This window comes from Paracoccus ferrooxidans, assembly GCF_029909815.1.
Taxonomy (GTDB): Bacteria; Pseudomonadota; Alphaproteobacteria; order Rhodobacterales; family Rhodobacteraceae; genus Paracoccus; species Paracoccus versutus.
In genome coordinates this window covers 99,664-121,759 of the sequence record NZ_CP038201.1, presented here as the reverse complement: position 1 = coordinate 121,759, position 22,096 = coordinate 99,664, and the positions used below count along the sequence as shown (strand labels likewise).

Annotated in this window: 17 protein-coding genes and 1 pseudogene; 10 read left to right on the top strand and 8 right to left on the bottom strand. The window is 65.8% G+C overall.

The window, feature by feature from the left end; all coding sequences use genetic code 11:
- Window positions 1-4 precede the first annotated feature (4 nt).
- The 3 genes from E3U26_RS13600 to napH are packed head-to-tail and all read left to right on the top strand — an operon-like array spanning window position 5 to window position 2,778.
- Window positions 5-1,213 carry a cytochrome-c peroxidase gene (locus E3U26_RS13600; protein ID WP_276241930.1) on the top strand — a complete coding sequence of 403 codons (1,209 nt, stop codon included), beginning with the start codon at window positions 5-7 and terminating at the stop codon, window positions 1,211-1,213.
- A gap of 30 nt (window positions 1,214-1,243) precedes the next feature.
- Window positions 1,244-1,906 carry a ferredoxin-type protein NapG gene (napG, locus tag E3U26_RS13595; protein WP_036760456.1) on the top strand — a complete coding sequence of 221 codons (663 nt, stop codon included), beginning with the start codon at window positions 1,244-1,246 and terminating at the stop codon, window positions 1,904-1,906.
- Window positions 1,903-2,778, top strand: coding sequence for a quinol dehydrogenase ferredoxin subunit NapH (gene napH, locus E3U26_RS13590; RefSeq protein WP_072461799.1), 876 nt, complete (start codon window positions 1,903-1,905; stop codon window positions 2,776-2,778). Before napG ends, napH begins: the two co-directional genes overlap by 4 nt.
- Window positions 2,779-2,957: 179 nt before the next feature.
- On the opposite strand, the pseudogene E3U26_RS13585 reads toward napH, so the two are convergent.
- From E3U26_RS13585 to E3U26_RS13555, 7 genes and pseudogenes are all read right to left on the bottom strand, one after another.
- A pseudogene (locus E3U26_RS13585) lies at window positions 2,958-3,059 on the bottom strand (aldehyde dehydrogenase family protein); the annotation flags it as partial.
- Between the two features lie 85 nt (window positions 3,060-3,144).
- A complete protein-coding gene (locus E3U26_RS13580) occupies window positions 3,145-3,720 on the bottom strand; it encodes a biotin transporter BioY (protein ID WP_214274928.1) in 576 nt (191 codons plus the stop codon).
- A gap of 3 nt (window positions 3,721-3,723) precedes the next feature.
- Entirely contained in the window at window positions 3,724-4,341 is a 618-nt protein-coding gene (locus E3U26_RS13575; protein ID WP_072461797.1) for an energy-coupling factor transporter transmembrane component T family protein, read from the bottom strand.
- Window positions 4,316-5,056, bottom strand: coding sequence for an energy-coupling factor ABC transporter ATP-binding protein (locus E3U26_RS13570; RefSeq protein WP_499106186.1), 741 nt, complete (start codon window positions 5,054-5,056; stop codon window positions 4,316-4,318). The genes E3U26_RS13575 and E3U26_RS13570 overlap by 26 nt, the downstream gene beginning before the upstream one ends.
- A gap of 315 nt (window positions 5,057-5,371) precedes the next feature.
- Window positions 5,372-6,484, bottom strand: coding sequence for an ABC transporter permease (locus tag E3U26_RS13565; RefSeq protein ID WP_072461795.1), 1,113 nt, complete (start codon window positions 6,482-6,484; stop codon window positions 5,372-5,374).
- On the bottom strand, window positions 6,481-9,210 hold the full coding sequence (gene rbbA, locus E3U26_RS13560) for an ATP-binding cassette domain-containing protein (RefSeq protein WP_499106185.1): 2,730 nt from the start codon (window positions 9,208-9,210) through the stop codon (window positions 6,481-6,483). The genes E3U26_RS13565 and rbbA overlap by 4 nt, the downstream gene beginning before the upstream one ends.
- Complete coding sequence (locus E3U26_RS13555; protein ID WP_499106184.1) at window positions 9,207-10,277, bottom strand: HlyD family secretion protein; 1,071 nt, start codon at window positions 10,275-10,277, stop codon at window positions 9,207-9,209. Before E3U26_RS13555 ends, rbbA begins: the two co-directional genes overlap by 4 nt.
- A gap of 284 nt (window positions 10,278-10,561) precedes the next feature.
- Between E3U26_RS13555 and E3U26_RS13550 the strand changes: the two genes are divergently transcribed.
- The 4 genes from E3U26_RS13550 to E3U26_RS13535 all read left to right on the top strand — a co-directional run bounded on the left by E3U26_RS13550 (window position 10,562) and on the right by E3U26_RS13535 (window position 15,559).
- Entirely contained in the window at window positions 10,562-12,181 is a 1,620-nt protein-coding gene (locus tag E3U26_RS13550; RefSeq protein ID WP_036760442.1) for a glycosyltransferase, read from the top strand.
- 8 nt (window positions 12,182-12,189) lie between these two features.
- Window positions 12,190-13,089: a glycosyltransferase family 2 protein gene (locus E3U26_RS13545; protein ID WP_499106183.1), complete on the top strand. Its 900-nt coding sequence runs from the start codon at window positions 12,190-12,192 to the stop codon at window positions 13,087-13,089.
- Window positions 13,090-13,137: 48 nt separating this feature from the next.
- On the top strand, window positions 13,138-14,244 hold the full coding sequence (locus E3U26_RS13540) for a hypothetical protein (protein WP_499106182.1): 1,107 nt from the start codon (window positions 13,138-13,140) through the stop codon (window positions 14,242-14,244).
- 121 nt (window positions 14,245-14,365) lie between these two features.
- Window positions 14,366-15,559 (top strand): polysaccharide pyruvyl transferase family protein, encoded by a 1,194-nt coding sequence (locus tag E3U26_RS13535; RefSeq protein ID WP_499106181.1) that lies wholly within the window; start codon window positions 14,366-14,368, stop codon window positions 15,557-15,559.
- A gap of 37 nt (window positions 15,560-15,596) precedes the next feature.
- Here E3U26_RS13535 and E3U26_RS13530 read toward each other — a convergent pair whose 3' ends face one another.
- A complete protein-coding gene (locus E3U26_RS13530) occupies window positions 15,597-16,742 on the bottom strand; it encodes a UDP-galactopyranose/dTDP-fucopyranose mutase family protein (protein ID WP_499106180.1) in 1,146 nt (381 codons plus the stop codon).
- A gap of 463 nt (window positions 16,743-17,205) precedes the next feature.
- On the opposite strand from E3U26_RS13530, the gene E3U26_RS13525 reads away from it, so the two are divergent.
- From E3U26_RS13525 to E3U26_RS13515, 3 genes are read left to right on the top strand one after another with little or no spacing between them, the layout of a single operon-like run.
- Entirely contained in the window at window positions 17,206-18,621 is a 1,416-nt protein-coding gene (locus E3U26_RS13525) for a DUF6212 domain-containing protein (RefSeq protein WP_499106179.1), read from the top strand.
- A gap of 11 nt (window positions 18,622-18,632) precedes the next feature.
- Window positions 18,633-21,275 (top strand): glycosyltransferase, encoded by a 2,643-nt coding sequence (locus tag E3U26_RS13520; protein ID WP_499106178.1) that lies wholly within the window; start codon window positions 18,633-18,635, stop codon window positions 21,273-21,275.
- 12 nt (window positions 21,276-21,287) lie between these two features.
- Entirely contained in the window at window positions 21,288-22,028 is a 741-nt protein-coding gene (locus E3U26_RS13515) for a sulfotransferase family protein (RefSeq protein WP_499106177.1), read from the top strand.
- The last annotated feature ends 68 nt before the right edge of the window (window positions 22,029-22,096 follow it).

Sequence of the window (22,096 nt, the reverse complement as noted above, 5' to 3'; positions counted from 1 at the left end):
GGCGATGCGGGGGCCGTCGCGGATCCTGCTGCTGCTGTCCTCGGCCTTCATGGTGGTGGCGGGGGGGATGCTGGGCACCGCGGCCGAGCAGGGCGGCGATGCGCAGCGTCATGACCGGCGGCTGGCCGATCTGGGCCGGGCGCTGTTTCACGACCCCGCCCTGTCGCGCGACGGCACGCAATCCTGCGCGACCTGCCACGATCCCGACCACGCCTTTACCGACCCGCGCGAAAGCCTGGCGGGCCGGGCGGTGTCGATCGGCGACGACGGCGCCTCGCATGGCGACCGGAACACGCCGACGCTGTCCTATGCCTTTCTCAGCCCGGATTTCCACCGCGACGCCAAGGGCAATTACAAGGGCGGGCAGTTCTGGGACGGGCGGGCCGACAACCTGCGCGACCAGGCCGGCCAGCCGATGCTGAACCCGGTCGAGATGGCGATGCCCGACCGCGCCACCGTGGTCGAGCGGCTGCGCGGGAATGCCGATTATGCGCAGGGCTTTGCGGCGCTGTTCGGGAAGGGCGCGCTCGACGATGTCGAACGCGCCTTCGACCATGCCGCCGAGGCCCTGGCCGCCTATCAGTCGACCGAGGAGTTCGCGCCCTTCGATTCGCGCTATGACCGCTACCTGCGCGGCGAGGCCGAGCTGACCGCGCAGGAGCAGTTCGGCCATACCGTCTTCATCACCTGGAACTGCCGGCTGTGCCACCAGCTGCGCCAGCAGGGCATCACCGAGCGCGAGACCTTCACCAGCTTCGAATACCACAATATCGGCGTGCCGGTGAACCATGCCGTCCGGGCGATCAACGGGCTGGGGCCCGACCATGTGGACCTGGGGCTGCTGCAGCGGCCGGGCATCGACGATCCGGCGCAGGCGGGCCGCATCAAGGTGCCGACCCTGCGCAACGTGGCCGTGACCGGGCCCTACATGCATAATGGCGTGTTCGAGGACCTGCGCACCGCCATCCTGTTCTATAACAAATACACCAGCCGGCGCCCGGCGTCGCGGATCAACCCCGAGACCGGCCAGGACTGGGGCGATCCCGAGGTGGCCGAGAACCTGTCGCTGGCCGAATTGCAATCGGGGCTGATGCTGGACGACGCGCGCGTCGATGCGCTGGTGGCTTTCCTCGAGACCCTGACCGACCGCCGATACGAGCCGCTTCTGGCCGAACGCAAACGCGCAGAACAGGAGGCCGTCGCAGCCCGGTGACGACCACGCTCCCGAAGGAGGGGGACGCAGATGGCATCCAGCAAACGCAAGATGAATCGTCGCACCGCCCTGGCCGAGGCGGCCCGCATGACCGGAGCGGTCTGCCTGGGCGGGTTTTCCCTGGCGGCGCTGATCCAGTCCACGGCCAAGGCCGATGCGCGCGCCATGCGCCCGCCCGGCGCCCAGCCCGAGGCCGATTTCCTGTCCGCCTGCGTGCGCTGCGGGCTGTGCGTCCAGGCCTGTCCCTATGGCACGCTGTCGCTGGCGGAATGGGGGCAGGAGCCGCCCGTCGGCACGCCCTTTTTCACCCCGCGCGAGGTGCCCTGCTACATGTGCCGCGACGTGCCCTGCGCGCGGGCCTGCCCGACCGGGGCGCTGGACAGCACCATCGCCATCCGCGACGCCGAGATGGGCGTGGCGGTGCTGGTCGGGCACGAGGACTGCCTGAACTACAAGGGCATGAATTGCAGCATCTGCGTCCGCGTCTGCCCGATCCGCGGCGACGCGATCACGCTCGAGCCGGGCGAGGCGAACGGCCGCGCCATCATGATCCCCACCGTCCATTCCGACCATTGCACCGGCTGCGGCACCTGCGAGAAGCATTGCGTGACCGGCCATGCCTCGATCCGGGTGCTGCCGCGCGACCTGGGCCTGGGCGGGCAGGGGCGCAACCGGGCGGGGCGGGCGACATGATCGGCTGGTGGATCTCGGACAGCCGCAGGCTGGGGGTGCAGGCCCATGGCCTGCTGCGGGCGCATAAATGGTGGCTCTTGCGGCGGATCAGCCAGCTGTCGGTGCTGGGGCTGTTCGTGCTGGGGCCGATGGCGGGGATCTGGATCGCGCGCGGCAATTTCGCCGCCAGCGAGATCGGCGGGGTCGTCACGCTGGGCGATCCCTATATCGTGGTGCAATCGCTGTTCGGCGGCAGCGTTCCGGCGCTGCCGGTGGCGGGCGGCGCGCTGATCGTGCTGCTGTTCTACCTGGTGGTCGGCGGCCGGGTCTATTGCGGCTGGGTGTGCCCGGTGAACGTCGTGACCGATGCCGCGCATTGGCTGCGCGAAAAGACCGGCCTGACCCGCGACCGCAAGCTGGACCGGCGCACGCGGCTGGCGATCCTGGGCTCGACCCTGGTCGCATCCGCCCTGACCGGCACCATCGCCTGGGAGTTCGTGAACCCGGTCAGCCTGCTGCAACGCGCCTTCATCAGCGGCATCGGTTTCGGCTGGGCCATCATCCTGGCGGTGTTCCTGCTGGACCTGTTCGTGTCGCGCCGCGCCTGGTGCAGCCACCTGTGCCCGGTCGGCGCCTTCTATGGCCTGGTCGGCAAGGGCGCGGTGGTCCGGGTGTCCGCCGCGAACCGCGATGCCTGCACCGATTGCGGCGCCTGCTTCACCATCTGCCCCGAGCCGCATGTCATCGTCCCCGCGCTGAAGGGCAATGAGAGCCCGGTCATCCTGTCGGGCGATTGCCAGAACTGCGGCGGCTGCATCGACGCCTGCCCGGTGGATGTGTTCCGGGTCTCGACCCGCTGGAACCGATCCGCGGGCCGCGGCGGGCAAGCCTAGCAGGCTAAAGTCCTTGCGACAGGACAGCGCGGGCGGGGAACCGGGAAATCCGCCTAAAATTTGCCGAAAACACCCCATTTTCGGGCCGATATCAGCTGGATCGAGAACGATTTCCGCTGCGTCGCCCTCTCAAAATCCTTTTTCAGCAGCCTGCTAGAGGGCCGAGGTTGAGGGATTTGATCCAGATATTCCTCGAGCCCGTATTTCGCGCCTTCGCGCCCCAGCCCCGAGGCCTGCACCCCGCCGAAAGGCGCGACCTCGTTCGAGATGGCGCCCGAGTTGCGAGAACAGCAATCGGCGCGGGATTTTCATCCTTTCGCAGCAGGGCCGTGTCCCTTTCCCGCGCCCTGACCGGGCAGGGGCGGGCTACAAGCGCAGGTCGCCGGTGCCGGCCGCCTGGCGGTGCCAGGCCAGCGTCTGCGGCCGCAGACGTGCCAGCGCCTGCACCAGCATGCCGGTGATCGCCGCCTTCAGCAAATCGCCGGGGATGAAGACCGCGACCAGGGTGAAGGCCTCGAGCAGGCTTTTCCTTGCCACGATGGCAAGCCCCGTCGCGCCGAAGACGTAAAGGACCACGATCCCGCCGAAGACCGCACCCAGCCCGGCCGCCAGCCCGGCCGAGCGCAGCCGCACATGCTCGACGAAAAGCCCGGTGGCGAAGGCCGCGACCGGAAAGCCGAGCGCGAAGCCCGCCGTCGGCGCGACGAAGGCGCCAAGCCCGCCGCGGCCGCCCGCCAGCAGCGGCAGGCCAAGCGCCACCAGCAGCAGGAACAGCCCCGCCGCCGCGGCGCCCCGCCGCGCGCCAAGCACCGCGCCGGCCAGCATGACGCCCAGCGTCTGCGCCGTGATCGGCACGCCGAAGCCAAGGGTGATCTGCGGCACCAGCCCCAGCGCCGCGATCATCGCGGCGAAAAGGGCGATCTGGGCGATATTGCGTTCCATGGTCTACTCCTGTCCATGCGGTCCAAGGGGGCCGCCTCGCGCGCGCAAAGCTTCGCCGACATGATCGGCGTCGTCCAGTGCCTGCAGGGTCAGCGGCAGGATCAGCCGCCAGCCGGGGCGGCGGCGGGACCGTGCGCGCCATGCCTCGGCCAGGGTCTCGGCGCGGGCGACCAGGACCGGGGTGAAGCGGATGACCAGCGGGATGGCGATCTCCAGCAGCTGCGTGGGCAGGCCCAGCCGGCGCAGCGGCGCGGTCAGGCGGCGGATCAGGTCGACCAGATCCTCGAGCCCCGTGGTCATCGTCACCAGGTTGGCCAGCGCCACCAGCGTGACCATGCGCAGGGTGACGAGCAGGCCCATGCGCATGTCGCCGGCGATCGCGTGCCAGGCCAGCAGGACGGCGACGAAGGGCAGCACCACCCGCAGGCTGCGCAGCCCCGCGCGCAGGAAGACCGGCCCCGGCGCGGCGTAAAGCGCCAGCACCGCACCCAGCGCCGCCGCAAGGATGGCGATGTCGCCGACCAGGAACAGCGCGGTCGAGACTAGGCACAGCCCGCCCAGCTTCAGCCCCGCCGGCCAGCGATGGGCGCGGGTCTCAACCGGCGAGGTCAGCGATATCATCAAGCTCTCCCAGCCGGATCATCTCGGCGGTGAAATCGGGCAGCAGCGCAGCCGGCGCGCCCTGCGCCACGATGCGGCCGCGGTCCAGCCAGAACAGCTCGTCGCAGGTTTCGAGGTCGGAGGGCTCGTGCGAGATGTGCAGCAGCCGCGTCCCTGCCCGGTGCAGATAGCGGGCCAACTGCCGCCGGGTCGGGATGTCGAGCCCGGCATAGGGTTCGTCCAGGATCAGCAGCTGCGGCCGCATGGCCAGGACCGCCATCATGCAGACCAGGTGCTTCTGGCCCTGCGACAGGGCCGAGATCGGCGCGTCCTTCCAATGCGGCTTGTCGAAGGAGCGCAGCACCGCCTCGACCCGCGCGGCGGCCTGCGCCTTGTCCAGCCCCTGCTGGCGCAGGCCGAAGGCGATTTCCTCGGCGACGCGGGGGAAGATGATCTGGTGCTCGGGGTTCTGGAACAGGATGCCCACGGTTTCCAGCGCCGCGCGGCGGTCGCGGAACACGTCGTGGCCGCCGATGCGGACCTGGCCGCTGGTCGGCGCGATCAGCCCGGCCAGCAGCCGCGCCAGGGTGCTTTTGCCAGAGCCGTTCCGGCCCACCACGCCGATGCGCCGGGCCGAGGATTGCAGCGTGATGCCGGCCAGCACCGGGCGTCCGGCGACCTCATAGCCCAGGTCGTCGAGCCGGATGGTGAATGGGGCCGTCTCGCAGCCGTGCAAGCGCAGTCTCCTTTTCTGGCCGCCTTCCCCGGCGGGGGTGCAGGCGGGTGCAAGCCCGATGGCCCCGCTTGTGCCGGTCTTTGCCGCGAAAGCAATAGGCCAGCGCGGCAGGGCGGAGCAATGGCCCTGCTTGCCGCCCTGCACGGGCCTCGGCCAAGGATTTTCGGCGGCCGGGCAGGGCGCCAGGGCGGGAATCCGCCAGAAAAGCATTTAAACGAATCGGCCCGTATGTTAATTGATTAATCAGTCAAGTTGTGGTGGTTTGACGTGGTATCGACTGCCGGGCCTTCGGGTCCGGCTTCTCTCGGTCCGGGGTCAGGCCAGGAAGCGGCGGAACTGGCGCAGCGCCAGCCAGAACAGCACCGCGCCGATCAGCGCCAGCGCCAGGAGCTGCGGCCAGACCACACCCAGCCCCGCGCCCCGGAACAGCACCCCCTGCGACAGGATCACGAAATGCGTGTTCGGCGCCAGCGACATCAGCGCCTGGATGACGTCGGGCATGCTTTCGCGCGGGGTCATGCCGCCCGAAAGCACCTGCAGCGGGAACAGCACCAGCATCAGGAGCAAGCCGAATTGCGGCATCGACCCCGCCACGGTGGCCAGGAAGATGCCCATCGAGGTGGTCGCGAACAGCATCAAGGCCGCCGCCGCGATGAACAGCGGCACCGATCCCGCCACCGGCACCTGCAGGGCCATCTGCACCACCACGGTGATCGCGAAGCCCGAGGCCAGCAGCACGACCAGCCCCATGGTCCAGATCTTGGACAGCATGATCTCGGCCGCCGTCACCGGCATGACCAGCAGGTGCTCGACCGTGCCATGTTCCTTTTCGCGGATCAGCGCGGCGCCGGTCAGGATGATGGACAGCATGGTCACGGCGTCGATCACGCTGTTGATGGCCCCGAACCAGCCGGCGTCCAGCGCCGGGTTGTAGCGCGCCCGCAGCGCCAGCTCGACCGGCAGGGCGGTGTCCTCGCGGTGGCCGGCAAGGAATTCCGACACCTCGGCGCCGACGATCTGCTGGACATAGCCGCTGCCGGTGAACGCCTGGCTCATCCGGGTGGCGTCCACGTTCAGCTGGATCGCCGGGTGGCGGCCGGCCAGCAGGTCGCGCTGGAAATCGGGCGGGATGTCCAGCGCGAAAGTGTCCAGCCCCTCGTCCATGCGGCGGTCCATCTCGGTCGTGGTGATCAGCCGCGGCGTGCCGAAATAGGGCGGGGTGAAGGCGCCGACGATGCGCTCGGACAGCGCCGAGCGGTCCTCGTCCACCACGGCGATGGCGGCGTTGGACAGGCTTTCGGGCATCGCCTTGGATTCGGTATAGATCGACAGCGAGAAGGCATAGACGATCAGGAGCAGCATGGCCGGGTCGCGCCACAGCCCGCGCAACTCCTTGATGCCCAGGTGCCAGACGTTGCGCAGCTTCATTTCGCCTGTTTCCTCAGCAGCAGGGCACTGAGCCCCAGGATCAGCGGCCCCGCCGCCGCCAGCGCGGCGAAGGCCATGCCCAGATCGTCGAAGCCCAGCCCCTTCGAGAACGCCCCGCGCGAGGCGATGATGAAATGCGTGGTCGGATAGACCTCGCCGATGGCGCGGCCCACGCCTTGCAGCGAGGAAACCGGGTCCAGGAGCCCGGAATATTGCGCGCCGGGGATCATGGTCAGCAGCACGGTGGCGAACAGCGCCGCCACCTGGCTGCGCATGAAGGACGAGATCAAGAGCCCCATGGCCGTGGTGGCGGCGACGTAAAGCAGCGCGGCCAGCGAAAAGGCCGCCAGGCTGCCGGTGAAGGGCACGCGGAAGGCGAAGACCGCGAAAGCTGTCATCAGCGCGAAGTTCAGCATCGCCAGCGCCACATAGGGCAATTGCTTGCCGATCAGGAACTCCAGCCGGGTGACGGGGGTGACGTAGAAATTGATGATCGAGCCCAGTTCCTTTTCGCGCACCACGCTGAGCGTGGTCAGCACCGCCGGGATCAGCAGCAGAAGCAGCGGGATCACCGCCGGCACCATGGCGACGATGCTTTTCACGTCGGGATTGTAGCGAAAGCGCGTCACCAGATCGAAGGCGCCCTGCACCGCCTGATCGCCCTGGGCCTCGCGCGTCTTGCGCATGATCCAGTCGGCATGCATGCCCTGGACATAGCCCTGCACGGTTTCGGCCCGCGTCGGGTTGGCGCCGTCGATCCAGGCGCCGACCTGCACCGCGCCGCCGCGTGCCACGTCGCGGGCAAAGCCGGGCGGGATCTCGATGGCCAGGGCAAGGTTGCCGGTGCGCATGCGGGCGTCCATGTCCTCGTAGCCCGCAAGCGGCTCGGTTTCGGTGAAATAGCGCGAGCCGGCGATGTCCAGCACGTAATCGCGCGAGGTGGCGGTCTGGTCGCGGTCCAGCACGGCAAAGCTGAGATCCTCGACATCCATGTTGATGCCGTAGCCGATGACGAACATCAGGATCAGGCTGCCCAGCAGCGCCAGGGTCAGCCGGATCGGATCGCGCCGGAGTTGCAGCGATTCCAGCCGGGAATAGCTGAGCATCCGCCGCAGGCTGAACCAGCCGCCGGCCGGCGCCGGGGCCTGGGGCGCATCGGCAAGCGGCTCGGGGGCGGGCTCGTCGCCGATCGCCTCTTGCAGATAGGCGACGAAGGCGTCGTCCAGGGTCGCGGCGCCCTTGGATCGCTTGATCGCCTCGGCCGTGTCGCTGACCAGCACCCGGCCGGCATGCATCAGCGAGATGCGGTCGCACCACTCGGCCTCGTTCATGAAATGGGTCGAGACGAAGATCGTCACCCCGTCATGGCGCGAAAGCTCGCCCAGCATCCGCCAGAAGGCGTCCCGCGCCACCGGATCGACGCCCGAGGTCGGCTCGTCCAGGATCAGGATCTCGGGGCCGTGGATCATCGCCACGGCCAGCGACAGGCGCTGGCGGATGCCCAGGGGCAGGGCGTCGGGCAATTCGTCCGCGACGCCCGCCAGCCCGAAGCGTTCGATCATCTGTCGGACCCGGTCCGCGACCCGCCCGGCCTCCAGGCCGAACAGCCGCGCGTGCAGGTCCAGGTTCTGCCGCACCGTCAACTCGGAATAGAGCGAAAAGGACTGGCTCATGAAGCCGACCCGGCGGCGCACCGCCATGTCCGAGGGGTCGAGTTCGGCGCCGAACAGCTGCGCCGTGCCCTCGCTGGGCTGCAAGAGGCCGGTCAGCATCTTCATCGTCGTGGTCTTGCCGCAGCCGTTCGAGCCGAGAAAGCCGAAGATCTCGCCCTTGTCGATGCGGAAGCTGACGTTGTCGACGGCGGTGAAATCGCCGAACCGCATGGTCAGGTGCCGGGCCTCGATGGCGGGCTCGCCGTCATGGGCCTTGCGCGGCGGGATCGCGACCGGCTCGTGCCCGCGCCTTTCGCTGTCGGGCAACAGCGCGATGAAGGCGCGGTCCAGGTCCTCGGCCCCGGTGCGGTCGAGCAGTTCGGCCGGGCTGCCGGTGGCCAGCACCCGGCCCGCGTCCATCGCCACCAGCCAGTCGAAACCGGCGGCTTCCTCCATATAGGCGGTGGCGGTGATGACGCTCATGCCGGGGCGGTCGCGGCGGATGCGGCCGATCAGTTCCCAGAACTGGCGGCGGGACAGCGGATCGACGCCGGTGGTCGGCTCGTCCAGGATCAGCAGGTCGGGGTCGTGGATCAGCGCGCAGCACAGGCCCAGCTTCTGCTTCATCCCGCCCGAAAGCTTGGCGGCGGGGCGGTCGCGGAACGGCGACATGCCGGTCGCGGCCAGCAGCGTGTCGATGCGGCGCGCGCGCTCGGCCGCGCCATGGCCGAAAAGCCGGCCGAAGAAATCCAGGTTCTCGGCCACCGACAGCGTGGGATAAAGGTTCCGGCCCAGCCCCTGCGGCATATAGGCGATGCGCGGGCACAGGCGGGCGCGCTGGTGCGCGTTGCCCATGTCGCCGCCAAGCACGCGGACCTTGCCCTGCTGGATCACCCGCGCCCCGGCGATCAGCGACAGCAGGCTGGACTTGCCGACGCCGTCGGGCCCGATCAGCCCGACCATGCGCCCGGCGGGGATCGCCAGCGACACCTCCTCGAGCGCCACCGCGCTGCGATAGCGCAGCGAGACGCCGGCGACCTCGGCCACGGGCGGGATGTCGGGCTGCGCGGTCATTCGACCAGGTTGGACAGGGTGTCGGGCCAGCCGGCCTGGGAGTCGATGCGGACATGGGCCATGCCGGGCAGGCCGGTCTTGACGTAATTGCTGTATTTGCGCAGCAATTCGGGATCGACCTGGGCGCGGACGCGGAACATCAGCTTTTCGCGTTCCTCGGCGGTCTCGACGGTCTTGGGCGTGAACTGCGCCACATCCGCGACATAGGAAATCCGCGCCGGGATGACGTATTGCGGGACGGCGTCCATGACCAGCCGCGCCTCGGCCCCGACCTCGACCCGGCCGGCCTGCGAGGTGGGCAGGAAGAAGGTCATGTAGACATCCTCCAGATCGACCAGGTTCAGGATGCGCCCGCCCGCCGCGACGATCTCGCCCTCTTGCGCGATGCGGTATTGCACCCGGCCGTCGCGCGGCGATGCCAGCGTGGCGTCGCCGATCTGCACCTCGATGGCCTCGATCGCGGCCTGGGCCGCGTCCACCGCCGCCTCGGCATCGACCACCTGGGCGCGGGCAGCGCCGATCCCCGCCTCGGCCGCGGCCAGGTTCGCCTCGGCCGAGGCCAGCGCCGCCTGCGTCTCGCGCCCCGAGGCGCGCACGTCGTCCAGCGCCTGCTGCGAGGCGACGTTGCTGCGCGCCAGGCTTTCGGTGCGCGCCAGCCGCGCCGCCGCCGCATCAGCCGCGGCCTGCGCCTGCTCGACCGCGGCGCCGGCGGCCTTGTGCTGCGCCTCGGCCTGCGTCACCAGGCTTTGCGCGGTCTCGACCCCGATGCGGGCGCGGCGCAGCTGCGCCTCGGCCTGGCGTTTCTGGGCATCGAGCTGCAGGGTGTCCATCTGCACCAGCACCTCGCCCTTGCGCACGAACTGGCCCTCGGCCGCCTGGATGCGGGCGATGCGCCCGGCGGACAGGGCCGAGATGTCGATCTCGGTCGCCTCGATCCGGCCATTGCCCGAGGCGATGCCGGCAAGCTGCCCGTCCTGGGCCCTGTTCTGCCAGGCCAGCCAGCCCACGATGACCAGAACCGCGCCGCCTGCCGCGCCGCCCCACCAGGATCTTGCCTTGCCCGCCATGCATGACCTCCGCGATCAGAAGACGCCGGGCCAGGGCCCGCGGCGCGAATCACCGCGCGAGGCCACCATAGCCGCCATGGCCTTCGGTTTCCTTGATGAAAACGCCTTGCGTCGTCGGGTCACACGCAACCACGGGGTGAACGGGCCTTTTGCCGGGCGGCTGTGGCGACAATCTGCGCACTGCGCGCAGAACGGCCGCCGGGCCCGCTAGTGGCTTTCCCTTGTTGCCGTTCTCGATTACACCGCAAGCTCAAGGAGCACAGGCAGATGAGACGCGCAGCAGCATGACCAGCACGACCGCACTCGCCCCTGTCGGCGAGGATATAGCCGAGCATATCCAGCGCGAGATATCCGAGATCGTTTCCATCTATTCCCGTCTTTATCCCACGCAGAGGCTGAATTTCATCCTCTACGAGGGCAAGGATCCGGTCTGGGGCGAGCCCAGCGTCACCGAAGGCCCCTTTACCTTCCAGCCGCAGCACATGAACGCGCAGTTCCTGGGCCAGTTCGAGCGTCCCGGTGCCCATCCCGGCGCGCCCGGCGTGACGATCCGGCTGTCCATCCCCCGCAAGCCGCTGCCCGGCGAGATCAAGCAGATGGACGCGCCATGGGCGCCGATCAGGCGGCTGCGGGCGGTGCATCGGCTCGCGCCGCTCGTCTATGAAAGGATCCGCTACCAGGCGGAAATGCTGCGCAAGCGCCGCTCGGTCAAGCGCCATCCGCGCGTCTCGCTCTTGCGGGGGGACGGGTCGTCCCTGCTTGCCCCGCCGCGGCCGCCGGAAAGCGACAAGCGCCCGGCGATCCTGATCGGCATGCATTGGCTCGAGGTCGGCGGCGCCGAGAAGCTGGGCTTCGACACCATCCGCTGGGCGCAGCAGGCGGGGCTGCGGGTCTTTGTCGCGGCCGGCGTGCCCTCGATCCAGCGCCTGGCCGGGAAGCTGCCCGACAGCGCGGACGTCACCTTCCTGCGCCTCGACCGCTACCTGCCCCCCGACCTGTGGCCGCGCTACGTCGAACAGCTGGCCCTGGCCGAGAACATCCGGCTGATCCATATCCATCATTGCCGGCCGCTCTACGAATCGCTGCCGCAGATCCGCGCCAACCTGCCCTGGGTCCAGGTGATCGACAGCACGCATATCGTGGAATATGCCGATGGCGGCTTTCCGCGCAGCTCGGGCGTCTGGTCGAACTTCATCGACATCCACCATGTGATCAGCAAGGAGCTGGTGGATTACTATCGCGAGCATTTCCATGTCATCGGCAAGGTCCGGCTGGGTCGGATGCTGGATCGGGCCGAGCATCCGAAGGGCCTGCCCGAGCTGAACATGCAGCCGGGCAAGAAGCGCCTGCAGGTGGCCTTCGTGGGCCGGCTCTATTACCAGAAGCGCCCGGTCGTGGTGGCCGAGGCGTTCCGCGCGCTGTCCGCCTGGGCCAGGCGCAACGATGTCGAGCTGACCGGCAAGATCGTCGGCGAGGGGCCGTTCCTGGACACGGTCCGCGGATTGCTGCGCCGATACGGGCTTGCGGATCGCGTCGCGCTGCTGCCCGCCAATGCGCCGGTGCCCGAGATCCTGCGGCAATCGGACATCCTGCTGTTGCCCTCGAACAACGAGGGGCTGGCGCTGGTCTGCTATGAGGCGGTGGAGCAGGGCTGCATCCCCATCTCGACCGACGTCGGCTCGCAGGCCGAGATCGTGCCCCCGGATCTGCTGGTGCCGCTGGAGCCGCAGGCCTGCGTGAAGGGCATCGTCGCGGCGGTGGACCGGCTGTGGCGCGACGCCGCCTTCCTGTCCCGGCAGCGCGAGGCGCTGGTCCGGTCCTGGACCGACCTGACGCGCGATCCCACCGCCGAGGAAATCCTGATGCCCCTTTACCAACAGGCCGCGGCGGGCCTTCAGGAGTAGCCTACCAGATGAGCGCATTGAGCAAGACCGCCGCGGTGATCGTGACGTTCAACCGTTCGGCCAAGCTGATGAAGGTGCTGGATGCGCTGGACGGCCAGACGCGGCGGCCCGATGTCATCCTGGTGGTGGACAACGCCTCGACCGACGACACCCAGGCCCTGGTCGAGGCGCGCGCGCGGGACGACCTGAGCATCCGCTATCTGCGCCTGCCGCAAAACATCGGCGGCGCCGGCGGCTTTCACGAGGGGCTCAAGGCCGCCTATGGGCTGGGGGCGCATTATTTCTGGGTTTCGGACGACGATGCCTATCCGCTGCCGGACGCGATCGAGAAGCTGGTCGATGCCATCACCGCCTTCGAGGCGCGGCATGAATGGCGTCCCAGCTTTGCCTGTTCGCGGGTGGAATGGATCGACGGCACCCTGTGCGAGATGAACACGCCGCGCCCGGTCTGGGACTGGCCGCGTTTCCTGCATCCCGAGGCGGCCTGGGCGCTGGTCGATTCCGCCTCTTTCGTGTCGATCCTGATCCCGCGCTGGGCGGTGGAAAAGCATGGGCTGCCGATCGCGGATTACTTCATCTGGTTCGACGATGCGGAATATACCCGGCGGCTGTCGCGTTCCTATCCGGGCATCTTCTGTCCCGAAAGCCGGGTGATCCACGACACGCCCGACAACCGCGGGGTGAATTTCGCCCTCGTGGACGAAAAGAGCCTGTGGAAGTTCAAATACGGCGCCCGCAACGAGGCCTCCTGGCGCCGGCGCGAGGCGGGCCTGATGGGCGTCCTGGCCTATGCCTATGGCGTGCATTTGCAGATGAAGGGCGGTAATGTGCCCTGGAAGCTGCGGCGGGAGGTTTTCCGGGCGATTGCACGGGGAATGACCTTCCGGCCGAAGATCGTGCCAGTCTGAATCACCTAAGATAGCCATACCAATGAATGAATACGTAAGGAGATTGCTTTGAAGGTTGTCATCTTTATCGGCCATTTCAAAACCGGCTCGACGTCCATACAAAGCTTCCTGTCCAGCAATTTCCTGCGTATGCTGCGAGCCGGCATCCTTTATCCGTCGGTGGAATCTCTGGGTGTGGCGCGCAATCTGTTGGTCACGTTGTCCGGGCGGGATATCCCCACGTTGGGGGAAAGCCTGAACATCATAGAGCCGCATAACGCGCTGGCGCTTAAGCTGAAGACTGAAGAGGACCGTCACGGAGTTCCGCCCTATTATCCAAACCTGCCAAGCGGGTTTCAGATGTTCGAAATGATTGATAACCAGATCGCGGCTCTCGATCCTCATTCCGTTATCCTTTGTTCTGAGGTTTTTGCGCTTTTCGGCTTGACCCGCGAACGAAAAAGTATCGAGCGGCTGGCAAAGCGATACGCGCATTACGACGTTACGATATATTGCAACTTGCGGAGGCCGGATGAGTATCTGTCATCTTGGCACCGGCAAAGGCTGAAGTTCGGCGCTAGGCTCGGCAAGCTTTCCGAGGATGCGCTGGACGAATATCTGGACAGTGCTCATTTTCAGCAGGCCCGAATTGTCGAGGGCTGGGTCGAGGATCATTTTCCCAATGCAAAGCTGGTCATCAGAAACTTTGACGCTGTAAGAGCGGCTGGAGGTTCTGTAAAAGACTTCATCAAGAACGCGGAAATTGCCTTTCCGAGCGACCTGGAACTGCCGGAAGATCAGAACCCCTCGGTGCCGAGCGCCTTTGCGGAAGTCGGGCGCCGGGCCCTGCACGAACTTCCACGCGATGCAGCGAACAGGGTGGTCGGCTGGCTGTCATCTGTTGGTGGGCGAGTGGCCCATCCTGCCGATAATCAGATCGAGGTGTTCGGTTCAAGAAACCGCGAAATTCTGCTGAACCGCTTCCGACCGATTGCAGAACGGCTGGATGAGATGACCGGAGGGCGATTTTATGCGGACCTGGATGATTTCGGTCGCTGCCGCCCCATCCCGGAAATGGATGCGGTGAATGAAGCGCTGCCGAAGCTTCTCCGTGACGCAGGCCAGCGTGATCTGCCGGAAGATGTCTTGAGTTGGCTGAGCAACTGGAAAAACTAGACCTCCCGGGTCGCATGCGGCACCTCTGCGGATGCAGAACTAGTTATCGTGCATATGAAGCGGAGTGGTCGATTTCGGCCCTGAAAGCACGCCAAACGGAAACGGAGCGAGTAGAGCGATCATGAGAATACTTTTCCACGGCCCAGGAACGTCATCCTATCTGCCGGAGATCCATCTTCCGAATACGTCCGGCTTGTCCCATCCCGCGACAGAGAAGCTGGCCGGGCTGCGCGACACGCATTCCCTGACGAGCAATCGAGGCAATCTCATTCACGGTGAAGCTCCTTCGCGTATTTTCGCATGCAGGCGACGGAGGTCCGCTTTCGCCAATCTCGGCACCTTGCATCGTCTTTTTGGCCCTCGCCTTGGGGAGGTGCTGTCGAATCGTTTTGATCTGCTTGTCCTTTCGGCCGCGAATTTCATTTCCGAAAAGAAGGAATTGGTCCGGCTGCGCGATGCTTTGAATGTGATCGGCGACGCGGTTCCGATGATGGTGTTGGGCGCCGGCATGCAGGGTGAGCCTGAACTGTCGAAAATGCACCCATCCGTCCAGGAGATCCTGGACATCTATAACCGCCGGGCGCGAGTTTTTGGTGTTCGGGGACATCAGACGGAAGCTTGGTTGCACAAGAATGGTTTTACCAACGCGCGTGCTCTGGGGTGTCCCAGCATGTTCGTATTTCCGTCCTCAATCCTGTCGATAAGCGCGGAAGCGGCCATAGAAGCGGGCGAGCGGGCCAATGTGATGGCGGCCGGCTATCTGACTTTCAAAGGAGGGCGCAATTACGAGCGCGGCGTAAAGTTGGCCAAGGCACTGCAGAACATTCGCAGCTCCTATGTCTTTCAGGATGAATTTTTTGCATATGGCGATCTGATCGATGCGCGCGGCTCTTTCAATGACGCGACTTGTACCGGTGACCGTGAGCGCTTGAATGCCTTTTTGACCAAGCATACGAAGATTCCGGTTAACTTCTCAAATTATTACTATTTCTCTGAAACATCGGCCTGGCGTCAGGTCGCGCTGACGCATGACGTTTACATCGGAGATCGCTTCCATGGTGGTGTGGCGGCCTTGCAGGTGGGCAGGCCCGGCATCTTTCTTAGCCATGACAACAGAGTCGCTGAGTTGACAGATTTCTTCGACTTGCCCCGAATGACCACGGACGAGCTAATTTCCGAAGGGGTTGCGAAAGCGATAAAAACCCGATTGACGCCTGATGCTATTGCCCGCGTCAAGGAAACCTACGCCAAGCGGTTTGCAAACTTTAAGGCGGAAATGGAGAAACACGATATAAGGGTGCTGACTTCGGCCTGAGAAGCTTCCTAGCCGCGGCTGGTAGCGCAGGGCTGTATCAAAGTGGACTTTTCACAAAGGCCGGTATTGCCTCCCCGGCCTTTTCCGCCCCCAGAAACACCCCTGCCGTATCCAGTGCCTCGCGGATGGTTACGTCCATGTCGAGATAGCGATAGGTTCCCAGGCGGCCGACGAAGGTGACGGCCTTTTGCGCCTGCGCCAGTTCGACATATTGCGCCAGAAGCGATTTCTCCTCGACCAGGCGGATCGGGTAATAGGGGATGTCGCCCGGACCGGCGGCGCGCGAATATTCGCGATAGCAGGTGCTGCCCTCGTGGCTTTCCCAGGGCGAGAAATGCTTGTGCTCGGTGATGCGCGTCCAGGGCACATCGCGGTCGCCATAGTTCATCACCGCGCAGCCCTGGTAATCGCCCTGATAGGTGAAACGCTCGAAATCCAGGGTGCGATAGCCCAGCCGGCCCAGGCTGTAGTCGAAGAAACCGTCCAGCGGCCCCGACCAGAACAGGTGATCGGCCTGGACCGCCATCTCGGGGCGATAGGGGGTCTCCAGCTCGACCGAGATGCGCGGATGGTCCAGGATCGCCGCCACCATCGCCGTATAGCCGGCGCGCGGCATGCCCTGGAACCGGTGGAAGAAATAATTGTCGTCATAGTTGAAGCGCAGCGGCAGGCGCTTGAGGATCGAGGCCGGCAATTCGCGCGGCGAGCAGCCCCATTGCTTTTCGGTATAGCCCTTGAAGAACGCCTCGTAGAGCTCGGGGCCGACGAAGCGCAGCGCCTGTTCCTCGAAGCTTTGCGGCTCGGCGATCGAGCGGTCGGCGCGGCTTTCGATGAAGGCGCGCGCCTCGTCCGGCCGCAGGGTCTTGCCGAAGAACTGGTTGATCGTGTGCAGGTTCACCGGCAGCGAATAGACCGCGCCCTGCGAGGTGGTCTTGACCCGGTTCTGGAACGGCACGAATTCGGCGAAGCGGTTGACATAGTCCCAGACCCCCTCGTCGTCGGTATGGAAGATATGCGGGCCGTAAAGGTGCAGCAGGACACCGGTCTCGGGGTCGCGCTCGGTATGGCAATTGCCGCCGATATGCGGGCGGCTGTCGATGATGCGGCAGTCATGGCCGGCTTCGGCCAGCTGGCGTCCGATCACCGCGCCCGACAGTCCTGCGCCCACAAGCAGTATCTTCATCTTCCCTCATCCCCGTTGCCCCGCCGCGGCTGCGGAGGGACCGGCCCGTCTCTGGGCTGCGCGGCAGATCGCCACGCGCCACGGCTCATGTCAGCAACGCCGCCCGAGGTCTATAGCATGTGTCGGGGCGAGGGCAAAAGCCGGCGCAAACATGCCTGCCGGCGGTGATTCGCCGGGGGAAGCGCGATGGGCGGGCCGGGCGCAGGCCAATCCGGCGGCAGCCCGCCGCCCGAATGAGCGGTTCTTTGCGCTTTGCCTGCCCCGGCGGCGCAGCAAGATGGCAAAACGCTTTGCAAGCCCGTCACAAAGCGGCCTTAATACAACCGGAAAGCATACCGCCCTGGCGATAGTTCGTGCCCGGTTGCCATCCGGGCTCAAATGTCGCAAAAACCGATGAGTTTAGTTTACTAAGTTGGCCTTTTGCCGCCTCCCCCCTCCTCATCCCACTGTGATCGCCATTCCCATGTCCAAACAATTTGCCTCCATTCTCGTGGCGCCCGAAGACTATGCCGAAGTCAGCGCGCTCTCGCTTCCGGTCTCCCTGATCGTCGCCTCCGGGACGCCGGACAATGTCGAATTCAACGACGACGGCGGGCAAGTCCTGCCGCTCGACCAGGTGGCCCTGCGGGTCATCGGCCGCCTGCCCCTGTCGGACAGCGGCAAGGGCCATCTGGCAAAGCTGGCCAGCCTGTGGCGCAGCAAGCTGGATGTCGATGCTCCGGCGGAAATCCCGCTGGAGATGGCCGATACCGCGGATGCGCGCGCCAAGGTGCTGGAATGGCTGGTCGTGCAGATGACCAAGGCCCAGCAGCAAGGCGCGCAGCGCTCGACCCGGTTCATGCGCGAACTGGGCCTGCTGCGCCAGCAGCACGAGGAGATCCAGGCCAGCTTCCAGAACCTCGAGCAGTTCGTCTATCGGCAGGGACCGCAGCATCGCAAGCTGGAGACCACGCTGTCGCCGGTCTCGGGGCAATTGCCGATCACCCTGCGCAACGGCTCGCGGCTGGTGCAGCGGCTGCCGGGTTCCAGCGTCGGGCTGAGCGACATCGCGGTCCAGATCAGCAACGAGACGCCCCCGTCGGAAGGGGTGCTGAACGTCAGCCTGCTGAGCCCCGACACCAACGAAACCCTGGCGATCTGGGAAGTGCCGGCCGCGCGGCTGACCCAGGGCTGGCTGCGCTTTTCGCTGGACCGCGCGCTGGGGCCGGACACGATCAGCCTGATGCTGAACGTCGCCTATCAGGGCAGGGATACCATCCGGCTGGCCAGCGCGGTGCAGCATCCCGAGCCGCGTTTCCATCCCGAGGTCGACGGCCAGCCGGTCGAGACCCTGCCGGCCTTGCAGATCTGGCGCTGGATCGCCGGGGCAAGGGCGCCGGTTCCGGCGAACGCCTTTATCCAGGTCGGCGGCAAGAACCGCCTGCGCCGGGTCGAGCGGGACACGCTGGCGACCGCGATCAACCTGGAAACGCTGCACGATACCGTGCCGCTGTTCCAGTCCGGCGATGCGCTGCTGGTCCATGTGCTGCCCGACCAGACCGCATGCGGTATCCTGGCGGGGCTGGCCCTGCCGGGCGTGCGGCAGGTGTTCGCCTCGCTCCTGACCCGCCATGCCGAGGCGCCGCCGGTCGAATACCAGCTGGCGCTGCTGCCGCAGGACCAGCGCCCGCACCAGCCCGGCCGCCTGCCGGTCTTCGACCCGGCCCTGAGTTCCGGCTGGATCAGGCTGCAGCCCGAGGAAGAGGGCCAGGCGCATGTTCTGCTGCCCGAATCGCTGGACAGGCCGCATGACCTCTATCTGATGACGCGCCTGCCGCGCGGGCATTCCAGCAACCATTACGGCTGGTCTACCTTCTCGAACATCTGCCTGCAGTTCTGAGGGGGAAGAGGATGCAACAGATTCTCCTGCGCCCCCAGGACGCGGATACGGTGCCGGTTCAGATGCCGCGGCTGGCGGTGGTCGTGCCGATCTTTCGCCATTCGGTGCTGCTGGCCGAGGCGATCGAAAGCGTCCTGGCCCAGCGAGCGGACTTCCCGATCCAGCTGGTCCTGGTCAACGACGGCTGCCCGCATCGCGAGACCGACCTGGTCTGCCGGGAATATGCGCTGAGCTATCCCGACCGGATCACCTATCTGCGCAAGCCCAATGGCGGGCTCAGCGATGCGCGCAACCATGGCATTCGTCATGCGCTGGCGACATGGGCTTCGGTCGAGGCGATCTACATGCTGGACGCCGACAACCGGCTGCGTCCCGACGCCATGGCCAATGCCATGGCGGCGCTGGCGCAGCATCCCGACGCCGGCTGGATCTATCCCAATATCGACATGTTCGGCCTCAGCTGGGCCGGGGATTACGGCGGCGACTATTCTCTGCTGATCCATACGGTGATGAACATCTGCGAGGCCGGCAGCCTGATTCGGCGCGAGGTCTTCGACGCCGGGGTCTATTTCGACACCTCGTTCAAATCCGGCTTCGAGGATTGGGATTTCTTCCTGACCGCGGCCGAGGCGGGCTTCCGCGGCCGCAACATCGACAATTTCGGCTTCCTCTATCGCAAGCGCGCCGAGAGCATGCTGGCCGATTCCGAACGCGATTCCGAGGCGATCCGCAGCGAGATGCGCAAGAAGCACAAGCACCTGTTCAGCCCGCGCGGGCTGCTGGAGCTGGAGCAGAAAGAGGCGCCGCGCTATGCCTTCTTCCTGGCAGACCGCCACGAGGTGCTGCTGACGGTCGATCCCGACGCCCCCGACGGCCGCATCCTGACCGTGGCCGAGTTCGAGCAGCAATGGTGGCGCACGCAGACCGACAACAGCCAGCATCACATGCCGCCGATCCTGGTGATGACGCATTCGACGGTGCTGGAGCAGCTGCGCCGCGGCCGCCTGCTGCATGGCGTGTTGTGGACGATGGAGCGCCGCCTGACCCAGCATTGCTTCGCCGCGCTCGAGATCGAGCCGTGCGAAGCCGACCGCATCGGCTGGAGCGAGCAGGAGGCGCAGGGCTCGGTCGAGCTGCATCCCGCCATGCTGATGGTCCAGCCCGGCACGCTGGCCGCCATTGTGCGCGACAGTTCGATCGCCTGGGCCACCGGTATCGCCGCGCGTCCCTGTGGCGTGCCCACCACGCTTTTGCGCCTGCAATTGCCCCATTCGCTGTTTTCGGCCGGCGAAGAGCTTTACACTGCGGCCGCGCATGACTTCGTCGCGCTGGCCGCGCGCTGCCATGCCTCGCCCAACCGCGGTGCGCTGGCCTATAGCTGGGACTGGCGCAATCCCGATATTCCCTGGCGGTCGCGGACGCATGAGATCAGCCGTGTGCCCACCAAGGCCGACGCCGCCTATCCGCGCGTGGCCAAGGACGGGCGCGACATCGGCTTCGTCTTGCCCCTGGTCGAATTCGGCGGGGTCGAGCGGGTGGCGCTGAACACCGCGCGTGCGATGAAACGTGCCGGCTGGCGGCCGCATCTGTTCGTTCTGGAGGCGCAGAGCTGCCAGTTCAGCGAGGAATGGCGCGAGACCTTCGACAGCGTCACCTTCCTGGCGGATGCGAATTTTTCAACCTGGGGGCCGGCGAATTCCAACTATCTGGGCACCGACGTGCCCGATTGGTCGCGCTTCGGCGACCAGCGCCAGGCCGCGGCGATGCTGGCCTGGCTGGATGCGGTCATCAACTTCCACGGTGGCGCGATCTCGGGCGTGATGGGGCGGCTGAAGCGCTTTGGCGTCAAGACGGCGCTGTCGCTGCATCTGAGCGACCAGAGCCCGTTCAAGCGGCTGGTCGGCAACACCTACCTGGGGCTGGCCTTCGAACATGCCTATGACGCCGTGCTGCCCTGCTCCGAGCAGCTGGGCGACTGGTGCCACGGCATGGGCATTCCCGCCGACAAGATCGTGCCCTTGCTGAACGCCCCCAGCTTCGACCTGCCCGAAGGGGCCGAGGCGCGGATCGACGCCCGCCGGGCCGTGCGCTCGCCGGCCGATCCGCTGCGGGTGATCTACCTGGGGCGGCTCGATCACCAGAAGGGCGTCGAGCGGCTGATCTCCATCGTCGAGGCGGCCGAGGCGGCCCGCCTGCCGGTCGAGTGGCGGCTGATCGGCAAGGCGGTGCTGGGCGACAGCACGCTGGAGATCCCGCCGCATATCGGCGCGCTGCTCGAGCCGCCGCTGACCACGCCCGAGGGGCTGGCGGCGGCCTTCGAATGGGCGGATGTCTTCATCCTGCCGTCCTATTACGAGGGGCTGCCGCTGACGATCCTGGAGGCGATGCGTTCGGGGGTCATTCCCATGGCCACGGATGCGGGTGCCGTGACCGAGGTCTTGCGGCAATGGGACAACGGCATCGTCCTGTCCCAGTCCGAGACCATCGCCGAGGCCCTGACCGCATTGACGCGCCTGGCCGGCGATCCCGGCCTGGTCCAGCGCCTTTCGGCGCAGGCGCGCGCGGATATGCGGGGGCGCGATTGGGACGGCGCCGTTGAGCCTTTGATCGAGCGGCTGGAGTTCATGCAGGCTGCGGATAAGAAGAAGAAATAACAAGAAGGACGAATGATGAACGCCAAGCTGTATCCTGCCTTGTATGCTCCCAAGGATGGCTATGTTTTCGTCGTGACCTACGGCCGGTCGGGCTCGACGTTGACGCAAAGCTTGCTGAATTCCATCCCCGGTTACTGCATTCGTGGAGAGAACGGGAATCTGCCTTACCATCTCTCTCGAGCGGTGGCTGTGACCAGCACTTGGGACAACTATCAGTGGAGAAGGGCGGATCGCAACAAGCCGGAAGAGGATCAGCGGGCTTTTCTGAAAGGTATTATCGGAACGCCAGGAGATCCGTGGTATGGTGCGGAAAATGTCGATCCTCAGCATTTTTCGCGATCATTGATGAATGTTTTTGTTCGGGACATACTGGCGCCACCGAAAGGAACGAGAGTTTCCGGTTTCAAGGAGATACGGTTCCACGAGGATAAGATGTTCTTTCCTTCATACTTGGAAAATATGAAGAACACCTTTCCAAATGCCCGATTTATTTTCCAGACCAGGAATCCCGAGAACGTCAGCAAATCAAGCTGGTGGGGAGATCGGAAGAAGTCCGATGTCATGGAAATGATAAGAAATGCAGAAAAGCTGTTCCGGGAGTTTTCTGATCGCAATCCCGATGTATGCTTTACTGTTGAATATGAACGGTATGCTGAAGGAAGCCAATATGTTTCGGAGCTTTTTGATTTTCTTGGAGAGAAGCTCGACGAGAAGGCTGTCTCCAAAGTGCTGAATGTAAAGCTAAAGCATTGAGGCGATCCACAGAGAACTGTATATAGAGCTGTATAATGAAACTCTGACACATACAGTCTCAACTTCAA

Bases quoted from the DNA above. Each gene is read 5' to 3' on its own strand.
- E3U26_RS13545 (WP_499106183.1), top strand. From the start codon at position 12,190: ATGAGCGCATTGAGCAAGACCGCCGCGGTGATCGTGACGTTCAACCGT.
- E3U26_RS13555 (WP_499106184.1), bottom strand. From the start codon at position 10,277: ATGGCGGGCAAGGCAAGATCCTGGTGGGGCGGCGCGGCAGGCGGCGCG.
- E3U26_RS13530 (WP_499106180.1), bottom strand. From the start codon at position 16,742: ATGAAGATACTGCTTGTGGGCGCAGGACTGTCGGGCGCGGTGATCGGA.
- E3U26_RS13600 (WP_276241930.1), top strand. From the start codon at position 5: ATGCGGGGGCCGTCGCGGATCCTGCTGCTGCTGTCCTCGGCCTTCATG.
- E3U26_RS13580 (WP_214274928.1), bottom strand. From the start codon at position 3,720: ATGGAACGCAATATCGCCCAGATCGCCCTTTTCGCCGCGATGATCGCG.
- E3U26_RS13550 (WP_036760442.1), top strand. From the start codon at position 10,562: ATGACCAGCACGACCGCACTCGCCCCTGTCGGCGAGGATATAGCCGAG.
- napH (WP_072461799.1), top strand. From the start codon at position 1,903: ATGATCGGCTGGTGGATCTCGGACAGCCGCAGGCTGGGGGTGCAGGCC.
- E3U26_RS13565 (WP_072461795.1), bottom strand. From the start codon at position 6,484: ATGAAGCTGCGCAACGTCTGGCACCTGGGCATCAAGGAGTTGCGCGGG.
- E3U26_RS13525 (WP_499106179.1), top strand. From the start codon at position 17,206: ATGTCCAAACAATTTGCCTCCATTCTCGTGGCGCCCGAAGACTATGCC.
- rbbA (WP_499106185.1), bottom strand. From the start codon at position 9,210: ATGACCGCGCAGCCCGACATCCCGCCCGTGGCCGAGGTCGCCGGCGTC.
- E3U26_RS13520 (WP_499106178.1), top strand. From the start codon at position 18,633: ATGCAACAGATTCTCCTGCGCCCCCAGGACGCGGATACGGTGCCGGTT.
- napG (WP_036760456.1), top strand. From the start codon at position 1,244: ATGGCATCCAGCAAACGCAAGATGAATCGTCGCACCGCCCTGGCCGAG.
- E3U26_RS13515 (WP_499106177.1), top strand. From the start codon at position 21,288: ATGATGAACGCCAAGCTGTATCCTGCCTTGTATGCTCCCAAGGATGGC.
- E3U26_RS13535 (WP_499106181.1), top strand. From the start codon at position 14,366: ATGAGAATACTTTTCCACGGCCCAGGAACGTCATCCTATCTGCCGGAG.
- E3U26_RS13575 (WP_072461797.1), bottom strand. From the start codon at position 4,341: ATGATATCGCTGACCTCGCCGGTTGAGACCCGCGCCCATCGCTGGCCG.